19 protein-coding genes and 4 pseudogenes are annotated in these 23375 nt (G+C 51.7%); 11 read left to right on the top strand and 12 right to left on the bottom strand.

Translation table 11 applies throughout. The features are described from left to right. Both HB664_RS22475 and HB664_RS22470 read left to right on the top strand, forming a co-directional pair. Positions 1 to 429: a hypothetical protein gene (locus tag HB664_RS22475; RefSeq protein ID WP_017384060.1), complete on the top strand. Its 429-nt coding sequence runs from the start codon at positions 1 to 3 to the stop codon at positions 427 to 429. 90 nt (positions 430 to 519) lie between these two features. Further along, a pseudogene (locus HB664_RS22470) lies at positions 520 to 1208 on the top strand (IS3 family transposase); the annotation flags it as partial. A gap of 546 nt (positions 1209 to 1754) precedes the next feature. Here the strand turns inward: HB664_RS22470 and HB664_RS22465 are convergent. Further along, positions 1755 to 2063: a helix-turn-helix transcriptional regulator gene (locus tag HB664_RS22465; protein WP_032415288.1), complete on the bottom strand. Its 309-nt coding sequence runs from the start codon at positions 2061 to 2063 to the stop codon at positions 1755 to 1757. Positions 2064 to 2158: 95 nt separating this feature from the next. After that, on the bottom strand, positions 2159 to 3283 hold the full coding sequence (locus HB664_RS22460) for an alkene reductase (protein ID WP_023279877.1): 1125 nt from the start codon (positions 3281 to 3283) through the stop codon (positions 2159 to 2161). Positions 3284 to 3543: 260 nt separating this feature from the next. On the opposite strand from HB664_RS22460, the gene HB664_RS22455 reads away from it, so the two are divergent. From HB664_RS22455 to HB664_RS22435, 5 genes are all read left to right on the top strand, one after another. Then, a complete protein-coding gene (locus HB664_RS22455) occupies positions 3544 to 4476 on the top strand; it encodes a LysR family transcriptional regulator (protein WP_158002126.1) in 933 nt (310 codons plus the stop codon). A gap of 82 nt (positions 4477 to 4558) precedes the next feature. Continuing rightward, positions 4559 to 5434: an MBL fold metallo-hydrolase gene (locus HB664_RS22450; RefSeq protein ID WP_017384065.1), complete on the top strand. Its 876-nt coding sequence runs from the start codon at positions 4559 to 4561 to the stop codon at positions 5432 to 5434. 178 nt (positions 5435 to 5612) lie between these two features. Continuing rightward, positions 5613 to 6392 carry a DMT family transporter gene (locus HB664_RS22445; protein WP_048702732.1) on the top strand — a complete coding sequence of 260 codons (780 nt, stop codon included), beginning with the start codon at positions 5613 to 5615 and terminating at the stop codon, positions 6390 to 6392. A 75-nt stretch (positions 6393 to 6467) separates the two neighbouring features. Continuing rightward, entirely contained in the window at positions 6468 to 7304 is an 837-nt protein-coding gene (locus HB664_RS22440) for a helix-turn-helix transcriptional regulator (RefSeq protein WP_023279881.1), read from the top strand. Between the two features lie 294 nt (positions 7305 to 7598). Then, entirely contained in the window at positions 7599 to 8258 is a 660-nt protein-coding gene (locus HB664_RS22435) for an SDR family oxidoreductase (RefSeq protein ID WP_007897903.1), read from the top strand. Between the two features lie 41 nt (positions 8259 to 8299). On the opposite strand, the pseudogene HB664_RS22430 reads toward HB664_RS22435, so the two are convergent. After that, a pseudogene (locus HB664_RS22430) lies at positions 8300 to 8896 on the bottom strand (LysR substrate-binding domain-containing protein); the annotation flags it as partial. A 447-nt stretch (positions 8897 to 9343) separates the two neighbouring features. Beyond that, a complete protein-coding gene (locus tag HB664_RS22425) occupies positions 9344 to 9670 on the bottom strand; it encodes a four-helix bundle copper-binding protein (protein ID WP_022649401.1) in 327 nt (108 codons plus the stop codon). 431 nt (positions 9671 to 10101) lie between these two features. On the opposite strand from HB664_RS22425, the gene HB664_RS22420 reads away from it, so the two are divergent. Beyond that, the gene (locus HB664_RS22420) at positions 10102 to 11235 is read left to right on the top strand and encodes a glutathione-independent formaldehyde dehydrogenase (protein WP_022651297.1); all 1134 of its coding nucleotides are present in this window, start codon (positions 10102 to 10104) and stop codon (positions 11233 to 11235) included. A gap of 569 nt (positions 11236 to 11804) precedes the next feature. Continuing rightward, positions 11805 to 12104: pseudogene (locus tag HB664_RS22415) on the top strand (transposase); the annotation flags it as partial. A 71-nt stretch (positions 12105 to 12175) separates the two neighbouring features. Here the strand turns inward: HB664_RS22415 and HB664_RS22410 are convergent. Further along, positions 12176 to 14827 carry an excinuclease ABC subunit UvrA gene (locus tag HB664_RS22410; protein WP_012561117.1) on the bottom strand — a complete coding sequence of 884 codons (2652 nt, stop codon included), beginning with the start codon at positions 14825 to 14827 and terminating at the stop codon, positions 12176 to 12178. 616 nt (positions 14828 to 15443) lie between these two features. On the opposite strand from HB664_RS22410, the pseudogene HB664_RS22405 reads away from it, so the two are divergent. Further along, positions 15444 to 16577 (top strand): annotated as a pseudogene (locus tag HB664_RS22405) (IS3 family transposase). Positions 16578 to 16776: 199 nt separating this feature from the next. Here the strand turns inward: HB664_RS22405 and fghA are convergent. The 5 genes from fghA to HB664_RS22380 form a co-directional block, all read right to left on the bottom strand. Next, positions 16777 to 17613, bottom strand: coding sequence for an S-formylglutathione hydrolase (gene fghA / locus HB664_RS22400; protein WP_012561110.1), 837 nt, complete (start codon positions 17611 to 17613; stop codon positions 16777 to 16779). A gap of 64 nt (positions 17614 to 17677) precedes the next feature. Further along, positions 17678 to 18076 (bottom strand): VOC family protein, encoded by a 399-nt coding sequence (locus HB664_RS22395; RefSeq protein ID WP_012561111.1) that lies wholly within the window; start codon positions 18074 to 18076, stop codon positions 17678 to 17680. A gap of 43 nt (positions 18077 to 18119) precedes the next feature. Next, positions 18120 to 19229, bottom strand: coding sequence for an S-(hydroxymethyl)glutathione dehydrogenase (gene frmA / locus HB664_RS22390; protein ID WP_017384070.1), 1110 nt, complete (start codon positions 19227 to 19229; stop codon positions 18120 to 18122). A gap of 34 nt (positions 19230 to 19263) precedes the next feature. Continuing rightward, complete coding sequence (frmR, locus tag HB664_RS22385; protein ID WP_017384071.1) at positions 19264 to 19539, bottom strand: formaldehyde-responsive transcriptional repressor FrmR; 276 nt, start codon at positions 19537 to 19539, stop codon at positions 19264 to 19266. A 113-nt stretch (positions 19540 to 19652) separates the two neighbouring features. Further along, positions 19653 to 20350, bottom strand: a protein-coding gene (locus HB664_RS22380) for an IS1 family transposase (protein ID WP_223195083.1) whose coding sequence is annotated in 2 segments (ribosomal slippage) — positions 19653 to 20101 and positions 20101 to 20350 — 699 coding nt in all. Because the reading frame shifts where the segments join, the coding sequence is not laid out codon by codon here. A 400-nt stretch (positions 20351 to 20750) separates the two neighbouring features. On the opposite strand from HB664_RS22380, the gene HB664_RS22375 reads away from it, so the two are divergent. Beyond that, a complete protein-coding gene (locus tag HB664_RS22375) occupies positions 20751 to 21734 on the top strand; it encodes an MDR family oxidoreductase (protein WP_023280857.1) in 984 nt (327 codons plus the stop codon). A gap of 62 nt (positions 21735 to 21796) precedes the next feature. Here HB664_RS22375 and HB664_RS22370 read toward each other — a convergent pair whose 3' ends face one another. Beyond that, entirely contained in the window at positions 21797 to 22453 is a 657-nt protein-coding gene (locus HB664_RS22370) for a TetR/AcrR family transcriptional regulator (RefSeq protein ID WP_023280966.1), read from the bottom strand. A 423-nt stretch (positions 22454 to 22876) separates the two neighbouring features. After that, positions 22877 to 23173 carry a helix-turn-helix transcriptional regulator gene (locus HB664_RS22365; RefSeq protein ID WP_023314851.1) on the bottom strand — a complete coding sequence of 99 codons (297 nt, stop codon included), beginning with the start codon at positions 23171 to 23173 and terminating at the stop codon, positions 22877 to 22879. Positions 23174 to 23375 lie beyond the last annotated feature (202 nt).

The following is a 23375-nucleotide window of genomic DNA, read 5'->3' as shown; positions in this document are numbered from 1 at the left end:
ATGACGAACGAACAGTCGGGGGTTAAAAAAACACAGGCAAGAGCAGAGCAGGCCCTGAGGGAACTGATGTTATCAGGGGAGCGTATCAGCCAGTATGCTGTGGAAAAACGAGCGGGGCTGGCAAACGGCACCCTGAATTATAACTGTCCTGAGTACAGGCAGGTCAGGGAGGCTATCCGCAGTCTGAAAAAAACGTGCCAGGGCACCGCGCCGGTTGATGAGCAGGGCATTGAGCAGCAGATCAAGCTGAAAGAAAAGTATCGCCGTCAGAGAAATGAGCTGAGGGAAGAAATCAAAAAGATGATGGCTGAAAATGTAGAGCTGTTACATAACCTTATACTTTTACAGCAGTATGTCAGGGAGCTTGAACGCAACACCGGGAGGGAGAAAGGGGACGTCATTCCGTTCTCGGGTGGTGTCAGGGACTGAGGCTATACTGAACGGAAGGACGCGAGGTGAATCGCCACAGGTTTAACAGACACCTCAGAGTCATTTAAGATGACTTAAAGAGAGGTGCCCATGAGCGGTAAGCGTTATCCTGAAGAGTTTAAAATTGAAGCAGTCAAACAGGTTGTTGATCGCGGTTATTCTGTTGCCAGCGTTGCAACGCGTCTCGATATCACCACCCACAGCCTTTACGCCTGGATAAAGAACTACGGTCCGGATTCTTCCACTAATAAAGAACAGTCAGATGCTCAGGCCGAGATCCGCCGTCTTCAGAAAGAGCTGAAGCGGGTTACCGACGAACGGGACATATTAAAAAAAGCCGCGGCGTACTTCGCAAAGCTGTCCGACTGAGGTACGCCTTTATTCGTGACAACACCTATTGCTGGCCTGTTCGCCTGCTCTGTCGGGTGCTGGATGAACATCCCAGTGGTTTTTACGCCTGGCTTCAGCAGCCGCATTCACAACGCCATCAGGCAGACCTGAGACTGACAGGACAGATTAAACAGTTCTGGCTGGAATCGGGATGCGTCTATGGTTATCGCAAAATCCATCTGGATCTGCGGGACAGCGGGCAACAGTGCGGAGTGAACAGAGTCTGGCGACTGATGAAACGTGTCGGGATAAAGGCTCAGGTCGGATACCGGAGCCCGAGGGCATGTAAAGGCGAGGCCAGTATCGTGTCGCCCAACAAGCTCCAGCGACAGTTCAATCCGGATGCTCCGGATGAGCGTTGGGTAATCACAGCGTGGTTTCCTCAAACCCTCGCTGTGAATTAACTGAAATACTTCATTGAAGCTGTAACCAAACAGTTAACTGAAAGAATGAGCCCGCAGAGCATTGCACAGCGATGACACCATTTGTTGAGCTTCACCGTTTTCGCATACAACCGTCCGGAATTTGGAAAAGCACTGTCTTTTTGTACTGACCGATCATGATTAAGTGACACCTCTTCGAAAAAGAGAGCGCGATGAGCGATTAATATATGGCTCGAAAGACAATTATGTTGGGCTTTTATGACCGCTGTCAGAGGTATTATCTTACCCGGACGGCAACAGGGTCGGAATGTCATCAGCGGCACTGTAACAAGCTATCCGCCATCTTAAATATCTGCAGGTCCTTGCACCGAGTATGCACACCAACCGACAGAGTGATTTGACCCAAACTGGTGGATATTTTGCAAAACTATTAGCCTCTTATGACCGGTCTGCAGCCTGATATTGAGGAATTAGTGCGCTTTCATGGAATGCCTGCCGGGATCGCAAGTACGAACCCCCGGTACTGTTACACTGAATGTGCTCAGTCCTGTATCAGATTGTATTTTTCAGCAACTCAAGAACAACCCTTATTTTATCATTGTCACGTTTGTAGTACGTCCAGGGACCGATGCGCTGAGAAGTAACAAGTTGTGCCCGTTGAAGAGCTGAGAGGTAAAGAGAAACGGTAGACTGTGAGAGCCCGACCTTTTCCTGAATGATACTGACACACACACCGAACTCGTCCGCATCAGCATAAGGCTGATGGAAGTGTATTTTCGGTTCCTTGAGCATATGCAGAATTTTTCTTCTAACAGGGTTTCCCAGCGCCTTAATCACGTCATTCAAATCAATATCAGGCATAAACTCTGTCACTTGTCGCATTGAGGAATTGCAATGTTACGATACTTCTCTACGTTAAGCATCAGCTTTTGAAAAGCTGATGCTCATAAGAATGGTTAGCCAAAGGCGGGATAATCTGTGTAGCCTTTTGCCGTTCCACCATACATGGTTGTTGGATCGACCGGATTCAGTGGCCATTCATGATAAAGGCGCTGCGGTAAATCCGGATTAGCTATGAACGGGCGGCCAAATCCGATAATGTCTCCCCAGCCAGCACCGATAATCCGTTCGGCTTTTTCTTGCGTATATCGCCCGGCATACATAATTACACCGCTGAATAACTTACGGACTTCAGCTCTGAATGCTTCAGGCAATTCGGGAGCATCATCCCAGTCGGCTTCAGCAAGAGAAATATAGGCTATTCCGATTTCTTCAAGAATTTTAACGGCTTCGGTATAGGTTTCATGGGGATCATCTTCCACCAGGCCAAGATAGACCCTTACTTCATCCGTGGTCTGAAAGAGCGGAGCAAAACGGACTCCCACACGGTCTTTACCGACCACATCAGCGACAGCCTGCGTCACTTCGCGCAGAAACCGCAGCCGGTTATGTAATGAGCCACCATATTCATCCTCTCTTTTGTTGCTATGGGATGACATGAACTGGTTAACCAGGTATCCATTTGCACAGTGAATTTCCACACCGTCAAAACCGGCATCAAGGGCGTTCTGAGCTGCCCCGGCGTACATCCTGACAATCTCACTAATTTCCTCTTTTTCCAGTGCGCGGGGGCAGGAAGCGGTAGCCAGCGCACCCTCTCCCGGCCCGGTTTCGATGAATACCTTAACGTTTTCCCCTGCCGGTATCGCCGACGGAGCGACAGGCGAGGCGTTACATGGCTGCAGGGAGTTATGGGATACTCTTCCGACATGCCAGAGCTGGGCAAAAATGATGCCTTCTTTTTCATGCACTGCCCGCGTCACTTTCTTCCAGCCTTCCACTTGCCGTGAGCTGTAGATCCCCGGGGTCCACGCATAACCCTGCCCACGAGGTTCGATTTGTGTTCCTTCGGTCACCATAAACCCGGCACTGCTGCGCTGTGCGTAATATTCAGCCATCAGTTCGTTCGGAATATCACCCGGTTGTGAGCTCCGTGAGCGGGTTAAAGGCGGAAGTACAACACGATTCTTCAGGGTGTAGGGACCTAGTCTGGTGGGAGAGAACAGGTTTTTCGTCTTCATTACATATCCTGATATAGCGAATTTTCAATATCACTGAAACGCCATGTCTCAGCATTTACGACCTGGCATGTCGTCGTTCGGCCGATGTAGCCGCAGAACCACGACACTTTATTCCACATATTGAGATTTACCAATATCTAGATTTATAAAAATTATGATCGGATGAGCGGAACGGGGGGGTTGCCTGATGGCTCACAGAATCGGCATCATGAACCTAAATGGTTCTGATAATGTTATCGGAGATCCTGAACGGGAACGGTATGCGTCACGATTTTAATGACTATGTTGCATTCATGGCAGTAGCACAGGAGTGCAGTTTTTCACGGGCTGCTGTCCGCCTCGGGATCTCGGCATCCACGCTTTCACACACGATACGTCGTCTCGAGGAGCGCGTTGGCATGCCGTTACTTATGCGTACAACCAGGCGGGTGGCTGTCACCGAAGCCGGTAAACAATTATTACTGACGCTTGAACCCGGTCTTGCGCGCATTGAAGCGGGCGTGACAGCTCTTCAGAGACTGCGCCATACACCGGCTGGGCTGGTCAGACTTACGGTATCAGATCACATGATTCATGAATGTCTCTGGCCACGATTGTCACCGTTACTAAAAAAATATTCGGATATCAAGGTGGAAATGTCGCAGCAGAACGGTTTTGTCGACATTGTTGAGGGCAATTTTGATGCCGGAGTCCGAATTGGTGATGACATATTAAAGGATATGGTGGCCGTCCGAATCGCACCGGACATACGGTTTGTCGTCATTGGATCGTCCACCTATCTTGCAGAAAGAGGTCTGCCGCTACATCCCTCTCAGCTGGAAAAACATGACTGCATCAATATACGTCTGTCACCCACAGGCCCGCTGTATGGCTGGGAATTTGTCAGGCAGGGGGAGATTGTGAAAAAAGTGGACGGGCAGCTTACTTTTTCAAGCATTTATCCAATGCTTCAGGCAGTAAAAGATGGCTACGGCCTGGCCTACCTGCCGGAGTCTTCTGCCCTGGCGGGGATTGAGGCGGGACACTATTGTCGGGTGCTTGAGGACTGGTCAGAGGCTTTTCCCGCCGACATGATAATTCCAATAATGTCCATTACAGGCTCCGGTAAAGATAATACCGACACCTTACATGAGAAAGGCAAAAGCAATATAACCTGCTGTGCTCCGGATTTTAAGAATGAGCGGTTTACGTAGCAGGATGAGCAGTTCGAACCAGAAATTTCGTTACTATTGCTAAAGTAAAACCTGATGACCTCTAATCGTAACGGAGACCAATATGACTTCACAACTGAACTGGCAGGCCCCGGCTATCAATCGCAAAAAAGTAGGTGACATGACTGTGACCATGCTGAGTGATGGCTATCTGGACGTATCTTTTGAGCTGCTGTCTGGTATTGACGGCTCACGTGCCGAGGATTTACTGCAGAAGCGCGGTGTGCCAGCAGTACCCCGTATTAATATCAACGTCTACGTTATCCAGACGCCTGAGCGAACCATCCTGATTGACAGTGGTGCCGGAGGTATCAATGGCTGGGGCGGTCGGCTTCAGGTAGCCCTGGCCGCGGCAGGCATTGACCCGCTTCAGATTGATACCCTTCTCCTGACTCACGCGCATCCTGACCATATCGGCGGGCTTGCAGGCCCCCTGCAGACTCCCGTTTTCCGCAATGTTCAGCAGTTGTTTGTGCATGAGAAAGAACTCGCTTTCTGGCGTGATGAAACCATTTCCGCTGGCGCGCCTGACGCATTCAAGCCGTTCTTTGAAGTAGCAAGGAACGCCTTCAGCGCTTATGACGACAAACTGGTGCCATTCCGCGAGGAAGCGATTTTACCAGGTATTCAGACTGTACCGCTGTTCGGCCATACACCAGGACATACCGGTTATCTGCTGGGTGATGAAAAAGAGTCGCTGCTCATCTGGGGTGATATTGTTCACTTCCCGCACATTCAGGTTGCTCAGCCTGACGTTACTATCGCGTTCGACAGCGATCCTGCGGCGGCGGCGGCCATCCGTAGCAAAGTGCTTGACCGCGCAGCGAGCGATAACCTGGCTGTCAGTGGTATGCACTTCAACCTGCCTACTACCGGTAAGGTTATCCGTGAAGGTAACAGCTTCGCACTGAATTACGACCTGTGGTCACCCGCAGTCTGATCACCTTCCTTCCCGGTGCACACAATAGTGACCGGGAAGATCCCCTTTCATATCGCCCGACAAGAACCCACCTGCAATACTATGAATATCACTGCCTCACAAAAAAATGGCTCATTACTCTTGCGCCCTGGCTTTTTGTATTCCTCTGGAGTCAGGGTTTGTCGCAGCCAAATTTACCGTGCAGTACAGCGCGCCGTTTCATCTTTTATTCCTGCGTGGCGCATTTTCCTGTCTGGTCCTTCTGCTGCTTACACTGGGGTTCAGGGCCCGTTTTCCGTCCGGCAGAGGAATGGTTCGCAACCTGATTGTCGGACTTTTCCTGCAGAGCTTCTTTCTGGGCGGATGCTTTTATGCCATCCATCGTGGCATGCCGTCAGGCATTGTGGCGCTCATCACCGGCCTGCAGCCGGTACTGACTGCAATACTGGTTTCACTCATGCACCGTCAGTCCCTGCATCCCCGGAAATGGCTGGGTATTGCGATTGGCTTTGCGGGCGTTTTCCTGGTGCTCTCGCCAGGCCAGCATAGTTTTGCACTGGATCCTGTGGCTTTTGGGTCGGTCATGCTGGGGTTATTTGGCGTAACGATCGGAGCGCTTTATCAGCGCCGTGCTCAGGGAGATGGACATATCTTTGCGAACACGTTTTTACAGTACGTCACTTTGACAATATCGATGGGTGCAATTAGCCTGATGTTCGAATCTGCTCCGACGCAGTGGAGCTTATCATTTGCGCTGGGTCTGGGCTGGCTGGTTATTGGCGTATCGGTTCTGGCGATTATGTTGCTGATTTTTATGATACGAAGCGGTGAAGCAACCAAAGTCGCTACTTACTTTTACCTGGTTCCCATTCTCACGGCAGCTGAAGCGTGGTTGCTGTTTGGAGAGGCCATTACATTGCCCATGCTTGTGGGTATGGCAATAACTATAATCGGCCTGATTTTTGTCATCCGGGAATAGACAACCGCACGCGTCGCTGTATGCTTTTGTATATGGCGACGTATAATAGCGGTCAAAGTCAAATTCCGGATGAATATGCAAACAGTCAGCTTTTCCGATTCTCCCGTTGATGATCTCCTCGCTGAGCTTCTTACCCTGGCACGCTCCCGTTTTCCACTTCCCTGCGATTGCCTTCGCGCAGAACAGACGCATCAGGTAAAGAAGTTCGAGGTGGAAGGTGCGACCCTTTCCTTCCCGCTGGAAGGAGAATTCCGGTATCGTGAAAATGAGAAATGGCACCGGGTGATCCCGGGCGAGATTATGGTCGTCCCGAATGCCCGTAGCATCGATATAGAATATGCCCCTTCAGAACAAAGTGGTGAGTTTGTTGCCCTGAGCGTGGTGCTCGCGGAGGAACAGCTTGAAGCAGCCAGGCTGTTACTTGCCGCACCACCACCACAGGACACCGGCAGCATCGCAGCCATTTCCGTATCAGCTCTTCTTTCACCCCTTAACCGCTGGACAGCCGCAATGCGGGAAGGGAAGCGTCCGCTTTCCCTGCACGCCATGGTTGAAGTGGTGCTCTGGCTTTATGGCATGGGATACCATGCTTTGCTGCGAGCCCGGCAGCCAAGTCTGGCCATGAAAATCCGTCAGATGGTAGCGGACAAACCGGCTCATCCCTGGAGTGCTGCTGAAATTGAAGATCTGACGGGACTCAGTGGCCCCACGCTTCGGCGCCACCTGGCCAGTGAGTCAACCAGCTTACGCTCAGTTATCGCCGATGCACGTATCGCGGAGGCTCTCCGCCTGCTGATGACATCGACGCTGCCGGTAAAAACGGTCGCGGGGCGGGTGGGTTACAATTCACTATCGAGCTTCAGCAAGCAGTTTTCTGAACGCTATGGAATCGAACCTTCAGGGTTCCGCTGACTTCAGTTCGTTCAAGGTACACATTGCGTCCCTCGCACTTCAGTAACTTGCGTGGATCTTTCGAATATAACGGAAGATATTGGCCGGCATTGCGTGTAACCGGTTCAGGAGTTCTCATCGTGACGGGAGAGCTAAATCGGTACGGCTGTTGTTCTCAGCTATAAGAACAACTGAGTATCTGACCAGCTGTCTGGTGCTGGCAGCAGCATGCAGTGCAATCGGTCAGGCTCAAAGGAACTGACCTGATGTCAGGTTATAATTTCGGACACATCATAACCCCAGAAGGAGACAACTGTGGTTCATGTTTTCATTATCGGTGGTGCAGGCAAAATCGGCCAGCGTCTGTGCAGGATCCTTTCAGGTAGGGGGCATGCTGTTCGTGCCCTCTACCGTAAGCCAGAGCAGCAGGCATTGCTAGGCGAGCTGGGTGCTGAGCCCGTCAGTGGGAGCCTGACAGAGCTGGATGCAGCTGCGCTGGCGATGCACTTTGCAGGTAGTGATACAGTGGTGTTTACTGCCGGTGCCGGCGGTAAGGGGGGACAGGAGATGACCAATGCGGTCGACGGCGAAGGGCTGAAAAAGTCGGTAGCTGCCGCCCTCAGTGCCGGTGTGTCTCGCTTTCTGCTCGTTTCTGCATTCCCGGAGTCCGCACGGGGAGAAACCACTTCTGAATCATTCGAAAATTATATGCGTGTTAAAAAAATGGCCGATGTGGAACTAGCACAAAGCGAGCTTGACTGGGTGATCCTGCGCCCCGGCGCGCTGCAGGATAAGACTGGTACGGGTTATGTACGTGCCGGCCTGGCCATCCCGTATGGTAACGTGCCCCGTGATGACGTGGCGGCTACGCTGGCTGAACTCATTGAGCAACCTGCCGTCAGCCGCGTCATCATTGAGCTGACGTCTGGCGATGCTCCTGTCCGTGAAGCCATACAGAAGCTGGCGGGCCGATAAAAGGCAGCGCACGTACCAGCAGGCTGCAGGCCCCCAGGCGTTTACAATAAACTTTCCAGCCAGTCGGTAAACGCCCGTACTTTTCGGGAGAGATGGCGGTGCGGATACAGAAGTTACAGTTTGCGATTCGGGGACGTATTATCTGGCAGAACCTCTACCAACAGCCCGCGATCGAGATAAGGCTGCAAAAAAATATTCATGCCCTGTAGTATTCCCAGCCCCGCCAGGCCTGCTGCAATGTAGGCTTCTGAGTTATCCACGACAAGCCTGCCTGGAAGTTCAATTTCGGTGGAGCCCTCTGACGTCCCGAATGTCCAGGGCATAACTTGTCTGTTGCTGCTGTTAATCCAGTTGACGGCCTGATGCTGCTGCAACTCGTCCATTGTTTCCGGGGTGCCGTGTTGATCAAGATACGCAGGACTGGCGCAGGTCGTCATTTTAACGGTTCCCACCTCCTTTGCGATATAGTCGCCATCGTCCAGCTCCCCCACCCTCAGTATGCAGTCCAGGCCATCATGCAGCATATTCCGTCGGCGGTCTGAGCTGCTCAGGATAATTTCAATTCCGGGATGCTGGCGATAAAAATCAGGCAGGTTGGGTATAACAAGTAAAGCCGCAAACGCGACAGGCATATCTATGAGCGAATAGCGGGCGTCAAAATGATAGCGACAGGAAAGTTCTGCCATATTAAACATAACAACCCTTGGGCGCACCGCCGCAGGCGCCCTCAGCACGTTTCTGCGGCCTCCCGCCTGTTTCCGGCACCTTTCAAACGCCCCTGATGATTTCTGCGCGTCTGCATGGCTATGCAGTGAGATCTGCTCTCCACCGATTAGTGCATGCAGATTTTGGAAACGTCCAATTCTGGCACGAAGCGGTCACCCCGGCGGGGTGCAGTCCGCTGTCAGCGAAAACGGACATTGAGCCAATCAAATAATCTGTGCCAGAATTTGTCATTGAGGCTAGTACTTTCGAGTAGATCTATTTCCCGCCCGTACTCTTAAACTCATCTATCTCATCCTTCTACGACTTATTACCGGGAATATAAAACCCCGCCGAAGCGGGTTTGGTAATTTGAGTTTTTCTCAGGCGGCCATCTTTCTGCATTGTTCGGCGCAGTGATGACAAGCGCTTGAGCAATCCTGACAATGGTCATGTTCATGCTTTCCACACTCGTCACCGCACTTCTGACAAACATCAGCGCAAAGACGGCAAAGATCCTGGGCAGACCCGCTATTTAGTGTCATGAATTGAGCTGCAAGACGGCAGATATTTGCACACTGCATATCCAGTTTTATGCACTCGCGCATCATCTCCAGATTCTCTTCGTCGAGACACGAAGCCGCACAGTTATCACATGCCGTTGCACATAGATAACAGGCTTCGATGCATTTTTTGTATTCGTCTAACATAATTTCTCCTTAGCTAAGGTTACGTATTAAGCATGGAAGAGATAACTGATTATTCAAATTTTGAATTAGTTAATTACCTTTTCAGCATTTCATATCATTGATTCAAAGTGCATCTCTAGGGTTACCTAATTCACCTATGTCTACTTCTGGCACAATGCAGAAATGAGATAGATTTACTTTATCCGCTTCTCGCTCAAAGCTGTCCGTAATCCCTTGCCTGCTTAAAAAAACCGGATTAACGTGTGATGTTTTTACGTTTTCCAGGCAGCCTTCATCGGTAAGTACCTGTCTTACAGACTTCAATGCACTTAGTTAAGAAACATCCTAATCGTCCTTTCGCCGATCGCGAGATCTGTTATGGCAGCTAAACTCGATTGATACCCCAATCCGCGGGGCAGCATTTCCTTTCCGCACGCAAGAAGGAGAAGATCATGAAAGCAGTAATTTACAACGGTCCTTATGATGTAAAAGTAAAAGACGTACCGGATGCGAAAATTGTCCGCCCCACGGATGTACTCGTCCGCATCACCACCACCAACATTTGTGGGTCGGACTTGCACATGTATGAGGGCCGGACCAGCTTTGAACAGGGACGGATTCTGGGTCACGAAAACCTGGGTGAAGTGGTCGAAATTGGCTCAGGCGTTGAACGTATTAAGGTGGGCGACTATGTTTGTCTGCCGTTTAACGTGGGATGTGGTTTTTGCGAAAACTGTGAAAAAGGTCTGACCGGCTTTTGTCTCACTACCAATCCGGGTACGGCAGGCGCAGCTTATGGTTTTGCTGAAATGGGTCCCTGGGAGGGAGGTCAGGCGGAACTGCTTCGGGTGCCATTTGCCGACTTTAACTGCCTTGTTCTTCCCCCTGATGCGGCAGAAAAAGAAGATGATTATGTGATGCTCTCTGACATTTTTCCTACCGGCTGGCATGCAACAGAACTTGCCGGATTGAAGCCTGGTGAAAGCGTGGCCATTTATGGCGCGGGGCCGGTCGGTTTGATGGCAGCTCATTCGGCGATCATTAAAGGTGCTTCACAGGTGTTTGTGGTTGATACGCACACAGACCGGTTGGCTCTGGCTGAAAAAATGGGGGCGACGGGCATCAATGCTACTGGCGATGAAGCTGTACAAAAAATTCTCGACCTGACGGATGGACGCGGTACGGATTGTGGCTGCGAATGTGTTGGCTATCAGTGCTGTAACAAACATGGCCATGAAGATAACTCTGTTACCATGAACAGTCTTGTTGCGTCGACGAAAGCAACCGGGGGAATTGGTGTGGTTGGCGTCTTTATTCCTCAGGATCCGGGGGCTGAATCGGAGCTTGCCAGAGAGGGTAAGATGCCATTTGATTTTGGGAGTTTCTGGTTTAAAGGACAGGCAATCCGTACCGGCCAGGCGAACGTTAAGGCCTATAACCGTCAGCTGTCTCGCCTCATCCATCACGATAAAGCCAGTCCGGGCAAAATAATTTCTCATCGTCTTTCGCTTGAAGAGGCTCCTGCCGGATATAAGCACTTCGATGAGCGGGATGAAGGATGGACGAAGGTTATCCTTAAGCCTTAAATAGAGTTATCCGGTATGAGAAAGCAAAAACCGGGAAAGAATGTATGACTTTTGACAGGGTGCAATAAAATATCCTGTCAGGGCGTTATTATTCATACTTTCAGCTGCCAGGCGCTTCCATATCCAGACTTGTTCCCTGATTTTGCCGACGAGATAGCAAAATTAATACATTCAGGAGGAGGCATCTGCGGTTGATCTGTTCCGTATTTATTAACGCCCTGTGCTGTAAGTATTGTCTGCCTCTACCACATAGCAGACATGTGCGCAGGAACGGTCCGCTATGAGCGAAAAGCGGACTTCCGGTCCTTGCGCAAACTCCCGTTCCGAGAAGTTGCAGTTCACAAATCACCTGTTAAAGAAGGTATGGTAGCCCACAGCATTAATTTTGCTTCCATCTTCAGTCAGACTGGCCGGTACCGGCTTCCGATAAGTTTCGTCGGCTGAGGCCCGCTAAAGTAGAGAGGTCAAAAAATAACCTTGACGTACAATAATTTTCGATATCCAAACTGACCCCTAATTAGGTGGACACCTGATGACTGACTTAAAATTTCTATCACGCCAGCGTTACACATCCGCAGTCGCATCTTGCGGGGTTCAGCGGGGTGTTGCAGGCGGACGTGCACGTGCGGACGCCCTCTGACACCACGACCGAAGCGCTGTGCCGTATCGGCGAGCTGTATGGCATCGAGGCGGGCATCCGGGGCAAAAGCGCGGCGGAACGGCTGGCCATTCGGCAGGAAAAAGCGGTACCGCTGCTGACCGCGCTGGAGGGCTGGCTGCGTGAAAAGCAGAAAACGCTGTCACGGCACTCGGAGCTGTCGAAGGCGTTCGCGTACGCGCTGAACCAGTGGGATGCGCTGAAATTATACCTGCGGGAGATTACTGATACAGAACACGCCGGGAATGTGCCGCCATTGACGCAATGACGACACAGCCCTTTTTAACCGTTCCGTGAGAGTTCCCTGGCAATATACTGTGCGGTACGGCTTTCTTTGACCTGCGATACCTGTTCGGGAGTTCCTGCGGCAACCAGGCGTCCTCCCTCATGTCCCGCTCCAGGACCGATGTCGATAACCTGGTCTGCCTGAGTAACCGCCCGCATATCGTGTTCAATCATTATCACCGTATTTTCTGCATCAACAAGCCGCTGCAGCTGCACAAGGAGGCGGTCGGCGTCTGAAGCATGCAGGCCGGTTGTCGGTTCATCTAGGATATACAACGTGTGGCCACGTTGGCTACGTTGTAGTTCGGTTGCCAGCTTGATCCTTTGCGCCTCCCCTCCGGATAACTCGGTTGCTGGTTGTCCCAGACGCAGGTAGCCCAGACCAATTTCACTCAGCAGACGGAGGGGACGAGCCACTGGTTCTTCAGTCGCAAAGAACTGACTGGCTTCATCCACCGTCATATGCAGGACCTCCGCGATATTTTTGTCCTGCCAGCAGATCCTGAGAGTATCCCGGTTATACCGCGCGCCATGGCAGGTCGGGCACGGTGCATACACGCTCGGCATAAACAACAGCTCCACGCTGACGAATCCTTCACCTTCACAGGTTGCACAGCGGCCTTTTGCCACATTGAAAGAGAATTGACCCGCATCGTAATGATGGAGTTTGGCGTCAGTCGTTCCGGCAAAGAGCTTACGAACAGGATCAAACAACCCGGTATATGTCGCCAGGTTTGAACGGGGGGTCCTGCCTATCGGTTTCTGGTCAACCTGAACCAGACGCTTTACCAGTCCGGTATCACCGGTCAGGGTACCGTACGTTTTCTCCGTTACGGATGGCCCCTCAGCGTCGCTGGCTTCGGAAAGCACGTCTTCTGGCTCACCGCCAAGTGAAGAAAGCACCAGTTCCGGTAAGGCCTGGGCAATCAGACTGGATTTACCGGAGCCAGAGACTCCCGTCACGGCTGTCAGCACACCCAGAGGAATATCAACATCGATCCACTTAAGATTGTGGCGATGGATCCCCTGCAGTTTCAGCCACCCGGATGGGATACGGGCAAAAGATTGTGGTGGCCGGACTTCATCAAATAAATAACGCGCGGTACGAGATTGGGTGACGGCTTTCAGATCTTCAGGAATACCACTGTAGAGAACATGTCCTCCCTGTTCACCAGCCGACGGTCCCACATCAACAAGCCATTGCGCCCGTCGCATCAGGTTAAGATCATGTTCAACGACAAACACCGAGTTGCCGGCATCACGAAGGTTCTCAAGCGCATCGTAAAGCGCTTTACTGTCTGAGGGGTGCAGACCCGCAGACGGTTCATCAAGAACATAGACCACACCAAACAGCATCGAACTGAGTTGCGTGGCAAGACGCAGTCGCTGAAGCTCTCCTGCAGATAGAGTTGGGGTTGCTCTGTCCAGCGTAAGATAACCCAGCCCCAGCTTCTGCAACTGATACAACCGGGCCATGACACCACCGGTCAGCCGTTGTGCCGCCAGTCGTTTCTCTTCCGATAACGCCGATGTCCGGCAGACATCGGCGTTATCGGAATGGACCGCTTTTCCGGATGCAGCACGCTCTGTCAGATCCCGACGGGTGATATCCCTGTCGGCATCTGCGCCGGCGTGGTGGGCACTGAAATCCCCCCGGGAGATTGGAAGGAGCAATTCCGCCAGCTGGTCTAAGGGCATCTGCATAAATTCACCAATGTCCACACCGGCAAAGGTGACGGACAATGATTCTGACTTCAGTCTTTTCCCGTGACAGACCGGACACAGCTTGCCTTCCATAAAACGGGAGACTCGTTTTCTCATCAACGCGCTTTGCGTGCTGGCGAAGGTATGTAGCACATAACGACGTGCCCCGGTGAAGGTCCCCATATAACCCGGCGTCATTTTTTTCCTGACGGCTTCGCGCGTATCTTCCGGACTCAGTCCCGGGAAAACCGGTACAGTGGGGGTGTCTTCGGTAAAAAGGATCCACTGACGGTCTTCCGCTGGCAGATTTTTCCAGGGAGTGTCGATGTCATACCCCAGCGTCACCAGAATATCCCGCAGATTCTGTCCGTGCCAGGCCGGGGGCCAGGAAGCAATAGCCTTTTCACGGATACTAAGTGAGGGATCGGGCACCATCAGTGTTTCAGTTACCTCATAGATATGGCCCAGACCATGGCAAGAAGGGCATGCCCCCTGCGGCGTGTTGGGAGAAAAATCCTCGGCATACAGCATCGGTTGTCCGGCAGGATAAGCGCCCGCCCGTGAGTACATCATTCGCACCAGACTGGATAAGGTGGTCACGCTGCCGACAGAGGAGCGCGCGTTACTGGCACCGCGTTGTTGCTGAAGCGCAACGGCTGGCGGCAGTCCGTCAATGGCATCCACATCCGGAACCCCGACCTGATCAATGAGGCGACGAGCGTAGGGGGCAACCGATTCAAAGTAGCGCCGTTGCGCCTCAGCATAAATGGTGCCAAAGGCCAGTGAAGACTTACCCGAGCCTGACACACCCGAAAAAACAACCAATGCGTTGCGCGGAATGGAAACATCCACCTCTTTAAGGTTGTTCTCGCGAGCACCGCGAATCACAACTGAATTGTTGTCGTCAGTCAGGATGGGATGATAACCGAAAAGTTTCTTTGCCATAGAATTTCCTGTGCTAGGTGTGTCCGCTCTTAATAAGGCCACCTCTTGTGACGGTATCTGGTGTGCCGGACCGCTCGATCAGAAAGCCCGTCGAAAAAAGCGTTTGTGTGACTGGAAACAGATTGCTGAAGCTGGGCCCGGTGGTACCATGTGGGACACCGCTGAAGTTTCAGCGGTACCCTGCGGATCCGCCTTCTGTATGAGAACTGGCTGGCGGCGTACCCGGGACCGGAGATTTGGCTCCCGTGATAATGCGGGCTCCCCGGTACGCGACGCTGTGGTTCCAGACCCAGCTGATGGCGACACTCAGGCGGTTTCGGGTACCAATTAAAAAATACAGATGAATAATGCACGTGATTTCATATGTCATTTCCTTTCATTACAGTTTTAGACCCCATCAGACATCTGCCTGGCAGAGTTAACGGAGATAGGAGCGGACTATCGAAATGGTGTCGTCGATTGACCTCTTCTGCGACTCATTTCGTTTGCCCGTATCGGGGAATTCCTCCCGAAGATAGCTTTCCAGAACAACCGCCATCAGGTCGTTAACGGCTCCCTGGACTGACCCCGCCCCGGTAGACGATCCTGCCCTATAGTTTGAGTATAGGAGGAGCGTATGGGCACACCACGATTTACACCTGAATTTAAGGAAGAAGCCGTCCGTCAGATAACGGAACGCGGTTATTCCGTCGCCTAAGTATCTGAGCGTCTGGGCGTCTCTGCACACCGCCTCTACAAGTGGCTACGGGCTATCAAACCTGATAACAGCGAGCAGCATGCCCGGGATTTACTGGAAGCTAAAAGCGAGATCCTGAAACTCCGGGCGCAGCTAAAACGCACCGAAGAAGAACGGGATATCCTGAAAAAGGCCGCGCGGTACTTTGCAAAGGAGCCCGACTGAAGTACCGCTTTATCAATGAGCACCGAACTGTATGGGGTGTGATGACGATGTGTCGGGTACTGAATGTCGCCCGGGCCGGGTTCTATGCGTGGCTGCATAACCCTGTCTCGGCGCGTGATAAAGATAACCAGCGCCTGCTGATGCTTATCCGCGACTCATATTCCCTGAGCGGAGGCGTATACGGTTACCGGCGGGTTCATGGCGATCTGAACGAAATCGGGGAAACCTGTGGTAGAAACCGGGTGGGTCGGATCATGCAACTGGACCGGATTAAAGCTGTGCGCGGCTATAAAGCGCCACGTCGTATCGCTGGCAGGCCTTCAGTCGTTGCTCCTAATCTCGTGCAGCGGCAGTTCACCGTTGTCCGGGCCACCCAGGTCTGGGTCACCGATATTACTTATATCCGCACCTGGCAGGGCTGGCTGTATCTGGCGGTGGTTATCGATCTCTTCGCCCGTAATGTGGTCGGCTGGTCGATGAAACCCACTCTCTCACGCGAACTGGCGCTCGACGCGCTGATGATGGCGGTCTGGCGCCGAAAACCAGACAGCGAGGTTATCGTACATAGCGATCAGGGCAGCCAGTACGGCAGTGACGACTGGCAGCGCTTCTACCGGGCCAATAACCTGGCGCCGAGCATGAGCCGGCGTGGCAACTGCTGGGATAATGCGGTGGCCGAATCGTTCTTCAGTTCGCTGAAAAAAGAACGGATCAGAAAACGCATATATAAAACCAGGGATCTGGCCCGGGCGGATCTTCGATTACATTGAAGTCTTCTATAACCGGTCCCGGCGCCACAGCCACCTCGGCGACGTCAGTCCGGAGGCCTTCGAACAGGCCTCGTCGTGAGGACAGGATTTGTCTACAGGCGTGGGGTCAGTCCAAACTATAGGGCAGGATCGTCTACCGGGGCGGGGTCAGTCCATCAACGGCTCGGAAGTGTCTAGATTATCCGTGGCGATTCAGTTACAGTACATCTCAGGTCTGCAGGGTTCAGGCCCTGTTCAGGCCTGAAAATTAAGCACATTTTCTGAGGCTGGAAATCAACTCATGCTGACAGCCTGAGCCTGTTGGCATGGTAAGCAATGTGCTCACCAATAAAGCTGGAAATGAAATAATAGCTGTGGTCGTATCCAGTATGATATCGGAACGACGCATTGAGGTTCATCTCATTGCATACTCTCTCAAGGATTTTGGTGCGCAGTTGCTCTTCATAAAAGGCGTCACTCAGCCCCTGATCAATGAAGATTTCTGGTAATTTTTCACCCTGTAAAATGAGGCTGACTGGATCGTAGGCTTCCCACGTTTTTCTGTTTTCACCCAGGTAAGCGCTAAATGCCTGTTGCCCCCATGGCACCTGAGAAGGCGATACTATCGGGGAAAATGCTGATACGCTCACATATTCACCAGGATTTCGCAGAGCCAGCACCAGAGCACCCAGCCCTCCCATAGAATGACCGGATATAGATTTTCTTGCCGTTGCAGGAAAATGATTCATGACGACATCCGGAAGCTCTCTGAGAATATAGTCATACATCCTGTAATGAACATTCCACGGCTGTTCCGTCGCGTTCAGATAAAAACCGGCCCCCTGGCCAAGATCGTAACTGTCGGCATCCGGGACATTATTACCCCGGGGACTGGTATCCGGGACAACAACGATGACGTTATGCCGGGCTGCATAATGCTGCATACCTGATTTGGTGATGAAATTCTGCTCAGTACAGGTCAGGCCCGACAACCAGTATAGTACCGGCAGTTTTTCTGTTACTGCTTTGGGAGGAAGATACACACCGAAATTCATTTCACAATTAAGGGATTGTGAATAATGCCGGTACACGTTTTGCCAGCCGCCAGAGCTGGCATGCTGCTCAATGAGTTCCATCAGCCGTTATCTCATGGTTATTTCCCCTGACCGAAGCCAGGGGAAGTATCTTTAAATCCGGACGTCAGATAAACGTATACGCCGTGATTTTGTTACCCGCCGGATCCCGCAGGTAGGCAGCATAGGCCCCGGGAAGGTGACCACGCGGGCCAGGTTGACCTTCATCAGCTCCACCGGCGGCAAGGCCGGCAGCATGGAAAGCATCAACCTCTTCCGGGGTGGCAGCAGCGAAGCCGACAGTCACCCCGTTAGCGGAAGGTGCTTCACCGTTGCCCGGACGGGCAATGATAAATGCCGGCTTTTCGCGGCCATAGAGTACCCAGCCGTTGCCAAACGGGCCGAGGTTATTGATACCAAGCGTGCCCAGGACGACATCGTAAAATGCGGAGGATTTCTCGACATCGGCTGCGCCAATGAACACATGAGAAAAGATGCCGTCACCAGAAATTACCGGAGTTGTCATTTTCCACTTCCTTCAGTTTGAGTTGATTAAAATTCTGATGGGATCAGTAATGAATCACTGTCCGGATAGATTTGCCTTCATGCATAAGCTCGAAGGCGTCATTGATTTCATCCAGTGTCATCGTATGGGTTACAAATGGCTCAAGGTCAATATCCCCCTTCATGGCATCCTCGACCATACCGGGGAGCTGAGTGCGGCCTTTTACTCCGCCAAACGCGGAACCTTTCCATACGCGCCCGGTGACCAGCTGGAAAGGACGGGTGGAAATCTCCTGTCCGGCCCCTGCGACACCAATGACAACGGACTGCCCCCACCCACGGTGAGCACTTTCCAGCGCTGCACGCATGACGTTAACGTTACCGATACATTCAAAGGTATGGTCAATACCCCACTTGTTGATATCCAGCAGAACATCTTTAATCGGTTTGTCATAATCATTCGGGTTAATGCAGTCAGTGGCCCCGAACTGACGGGCCAGGTCAAATTTTGTCGGATTAGTATCGATAGCGATAATACGTCCCGCTTTTGCCTGACGGGCCCCCTGTACCGCAGCCAGACCAATTGCCCCCAGACCAAAAATGGCAACTGAATCGCCCGGCTGCACTTTAGCCGTGTTATGGACGGCGCCAATACCGGTAGTCACGCCACAACCCAACAGGCAGACGTGTTCATGGTTCGCCTCCGGGTTAATTTTTGCCAGAGAAACCTCGGCCACAACGGTGTATTCACTGAATGTGGAACATCCCATGTAGTGGTAAAGAGGCTGACCGTTGTATGAAAAGCGAGTGGTCCCGTCAGGCATCAGTCCTTTGCCCTGAGTCTCGCGAACCGATACACAGAGGTTCGTTTTACCGGACTGGCAGAATTCACACTCCCCGCATTCAGCGGTGTAGAGCGGAATAACATGGTCACCCGGCTTCACACTGGTGACGCCTTCACCAACTTCAACGACGATACCGGCTCCCTCGTGGCCGAGAACCACCGGGAAAACGCCCTCAGGGTCATTCCCTGAGAGGGTAAAGGCATCGGTATGGCAGACACCTGTGTGGGTGTTTTTAATCAGCACCTCGCCTTTTTTAGGCGGAGCAACATCAATTTCAACAATCTCCAGGGGCTTCCCTGGTGCAAATGCAACAGCGGCACGTGATTTCATACGTAATATATCCTCAATGTAATAATGGCCTCACCTATTTAAGATAGGCACGAACCAGCTCAATCGTATCGTCAACTGATTTACTGACTTCATGACTGTAGCTGTCATTCTGGTCAAAGGTTTCCCGTATGTGGCTCTCCAGCACCTCTGCCATCAGTCCGTTAGCGGCGCCCCGGACGGCGGCGATTTGCTGGAGAACGGAACGGCATTCAGCGCCACTTTCAAGTGCTCTTTCCAGAGCATCAATCTGACCCCGGATACGGCGAACCCGGGTTAGGACCTTTTTTTTCTCTTCAGGAGTACTGGGCATTGCTTACCTCACTGCTCTGTATTTCTTATACTATAGGGGAGTATTACATTAAGATCAACACATACCCCACTATAGTATAATAAATATATCAGAGCACCGGTAATGACTCCAACTTACTGATAGTGTTTTATGTTCAGATAATGCCCGATGACTTTGTCATGCAGCTCCACCGATTTTGAGAACGACAGTGACTTCCTGCCCAGCCTTGCCAGATGCTGCCTCAGATTCAGGTTATGCCGCTCAATGCGCTGCGTATATCGCTTGCTGATAACGTGCAGTTCTCCCTTCAGGCGTGATTCATAAAGCGGCCAGCCATCCGTCATCCATACCACGACCTCAAAGGCCGACAGCAGGCCCAGAAGACGCTCCAGCGTGACCAACGTGCGTTCACCGAATACGTGCGCCACAACCGTCCTCCGTATCCTGTCATACGCGTAAAACAACCAGCGCTGGCGTGATTTAGCGCCGACGTAACCCCACTGTTCGTCCATTTCCGCGCAAACAATGACGTCACTGCCCGGTTGTATGCGTGAGTTTACCGACTGCGGCCTGAGTTTTTTAAGTGTCGTAAAATCGTGTTGAGGCCAACGCCCATAATGCGTGCACTGGCGCGACATCCGACGCCATTCATGGCCATATCAATAATTTTCTGGTGTGTACCGGGCTGAGAGACGGTGTAAGTGAACTGTAGCTGCCATGTTTTACGGCAGTGAGAGCAGAGATAGCGCTGATGTCCGGCAGTACTTTTACCGTTACGCACCACGCCTTCAGTAGCTGAACAGGAGGGACAGCTGATAGAAACAGAAGCCACTGGAGCACCTCAAAAACACCATCATACACTAAATCAGTAAGTTGGCACCATTACCCGAATTACCAGCGTCTGCTCTTGGCACGGAGCGGACCTATTTACTGAGCCGAAGGTCCGCTCAGACTAACTCATTAAAGCCTGGTTGTTTTATCGCATCATCAGCCGTGTTCTGAAGCATTAGCTATGTATCTTCAGGGATGCTGATTTTCCCTCTGCACCAGATAAACCAGAATACAGTTTGATGTCGGTCAAAAAAGACAGCTTTAAGTGCATGAAATGAATAATGTTTCTTGAATGCTGGCAAAGCACTGGGATCGTAGTGTTGATTATTAGACGATCGGTCAATATTATTTATTGACGACTTAATGACTGAACGGTAAACGCCCGGACAAACGAGGTGAACGTGTTTAAATCTTTATTAATCAACAAAACAGATGGACGCTATAGTGCGCAACTTGCTGAAATCGCTGAAAGTGAACTACCGCAGGGGGATGTGGAGGTCAATGTTGACTATTCATCCATCAACTACAAAGACGCACTGGCCATTACGGGCCGGGGCCCAATCGTCCGACGCTTTCCCATGGTGCCCGGCATTGATTTTACCGGTACAGTGTCCGCCAGTTCACATCCCGAATATCAGGCCGGAGATAAGGTTCTCCTGACCGGCTGGGGTGTTGGGGAAAAACACTGGGGCGGACTATCCGAAAAAGCACGGGTAAATGGAGACTGGCTGACGCCGCTCCCGGCTGGCGCTAACGGCAAACACGTAATGGCAATCGGAACAGCTGGGTTTACCGCGATGCTGTGCGTAGACGCACTTCTGAATCATGGTATTAAGCCTGAAGATGGTCCGGTACTTGTTACCGGTGCCAGCGGCGGCGTCGGGAGCATTGCGGCCATGATCCTTGCATCAATGGGGTACCGCGTTACGGCGTCTACTGGACGCCCGGAAGAGGCTGCCTGGCTCTATAAAACGGTCGGTGTGGACGAGATTATTAACCGTTCCGAGCTCTCCTGTCCCGGAAAACCGTTACAGAAAGAACGCTGGGCTGCCGCCATTGATACAGTCGGTAGCCATACGCTCTGCAATGTATGCGCCGGGGTGCGTTATGGCAGTATTGTTGCAGCCTGCGGCATGGCACAGGGGATGGAACTAATGGGGAATGTGGCTCCGTTTATCCTGCGTGGCGTCACGCTGAAAGGGATTGACAGTGTCATGTTCGCGAAGGAAAAAAGAGCGGCGATCTGGCAGCAGGCGGTACAGTATTTACCGGAGTCCAGACTGGATAGCCTGACCACCGTTTATCCGCTGAGTGATGCCATCAATGTGGCCGAAAAACTTCTGAGTGGCGGAATTCGTGGCCGGGCAGTAATTCAGTGTAGCTAATGAAGTGGAAGCCAGGCTCAGCCTGGGTTTGATAATTATTATCAGGGGCTGCGGCCCCTTTTTTACTTTTCAACAGCCGTGTCCTTAGAGGGCTGATAGCGTACTGACTTTTTGAAATAGCTCCAGAAGTCGTACACAGGCTGGGTTGAGCAATAAAGTTTGGCACGCATTACGGCACCCTCCCAACTGCTCCAGAAAATGGCCGCCAGTTGCGTATTATTCATATCGGAACGGATTTCGCCCGAAGATAACGCGTCGGACAGACAGCACGCCACAAGCGCCTGCCAGCGCTCAAGTATTTCGTGGAGCTGTTTGATAAAGGACAGTGGAAGACCCGGACTCTCCTGCATCATATTGCCAACCAGACAGCCCCGGGTGAAATTGTACTTTTTAATGCCGTCGCAGGCATCGTCGATGAAATTTTCCAGACGCATCATTGGTGTGAAGGATGATTCATACAGATGTTTTTGGAGTTTATGCACAAAGAAACTGTCATAGGCGCTCAGAACAGTCTGGGCATACTCTTCTTTGCTCTTGAAATAGTAATAAAATGAGCCTTTAGGAACACTGGCATTTTTGACAATGGCATCGACTCCCGTTGAAAGAAAACCATTCTGCGTGAGCAGTTCAAGCCCGCTTCGGATCAGGTCATTACGGGTATCTGTATAGGTACTCTCTGTTTTTCGTGGCCTGCCTCGCCCACGAATTTCGCCAGTCATGACTTTGCTCCTGCATTTTATTAACGGAAAAGAATAAGTGATTTTGCGCGGAGGCTTCAATCAGTTTATCCCCGGCGGTGACGAGGTGGCCACCTATGCCGACTGGACAGGGGACTGACTATTGCCATAACGCCATCGCAGGTTGCTTCAGTAAACCTGCTAATCCCGTACAATGGCGAATTCGCTATATCCGCTTCTCGCACTTAGCTGCCATAAATCGGCCAGGCAATCACAGGTCATTTCTGTCTCGCAAAGAAGGTGCCGTTTCTGCTTTGCGTTGACACCCCTAAATATTAGAATTAAAAGGAGAGAGTTACTGGAAAAAGGCAGCGGAGGCAGTGACAATCGTGGCTTGAAGCCACTACTCGATGGATGCGGACATGTAGTTGGCGTCATTCGACAAAACTAGCAAACTTCTAATAGTCACCATTTCTCCCGTCTGGCGGGAGTGCTGTCAAATGCCCCCCTCATCTCTGTGTGGGAAATGAAGGGTGAAGGGGAAATAGATGACAGCGTTATTTCTACGCCCAGAATACTGAATACCTTGTACAGACGATCAATACTGGCGCTAGCAGGGTTTGCTTCCAGGCGGGCATAGGTTTGCTGCGTTACGGCAAGCCTCTCAGACACATCTTTTTGCGTGAAGCCCTTGATTTTGCGAAACCCGATTAGCACAGGTCTGAGCTGGTTCAGCGTTTTTATCGGGAACTGATTATTCATAAGTGACCTGCCTCGCAGACTGAGTAGGGAGTACCGCCCTGTAATACAGCAGGTAAGGTGTATTTTGTGTTATACAGACTATAGGCTGTAAAACCTTTATTGAAAAGATGCTGATGTTCCAGGGGCATGCCGAGCATGGACGATTTTCTGCGGGGCGGTATTTCGCTACGGGGGAGATTGCGTTCGGGCAATGTACCGGTGT

The organism is Enterobacter sp. DNB-S2 (assembly GCF_019443845.1).
Classification (GTDB): Bacteria; Pseudomonadota; Gammaproteobacteria; order Enterobacterales; family Enterobacteriaceae; genus Enterobacter; species Enterobacter asburiae_B.
This window is presented reverse-complemented; position numbering and strand designations above follow the sequence as displayed.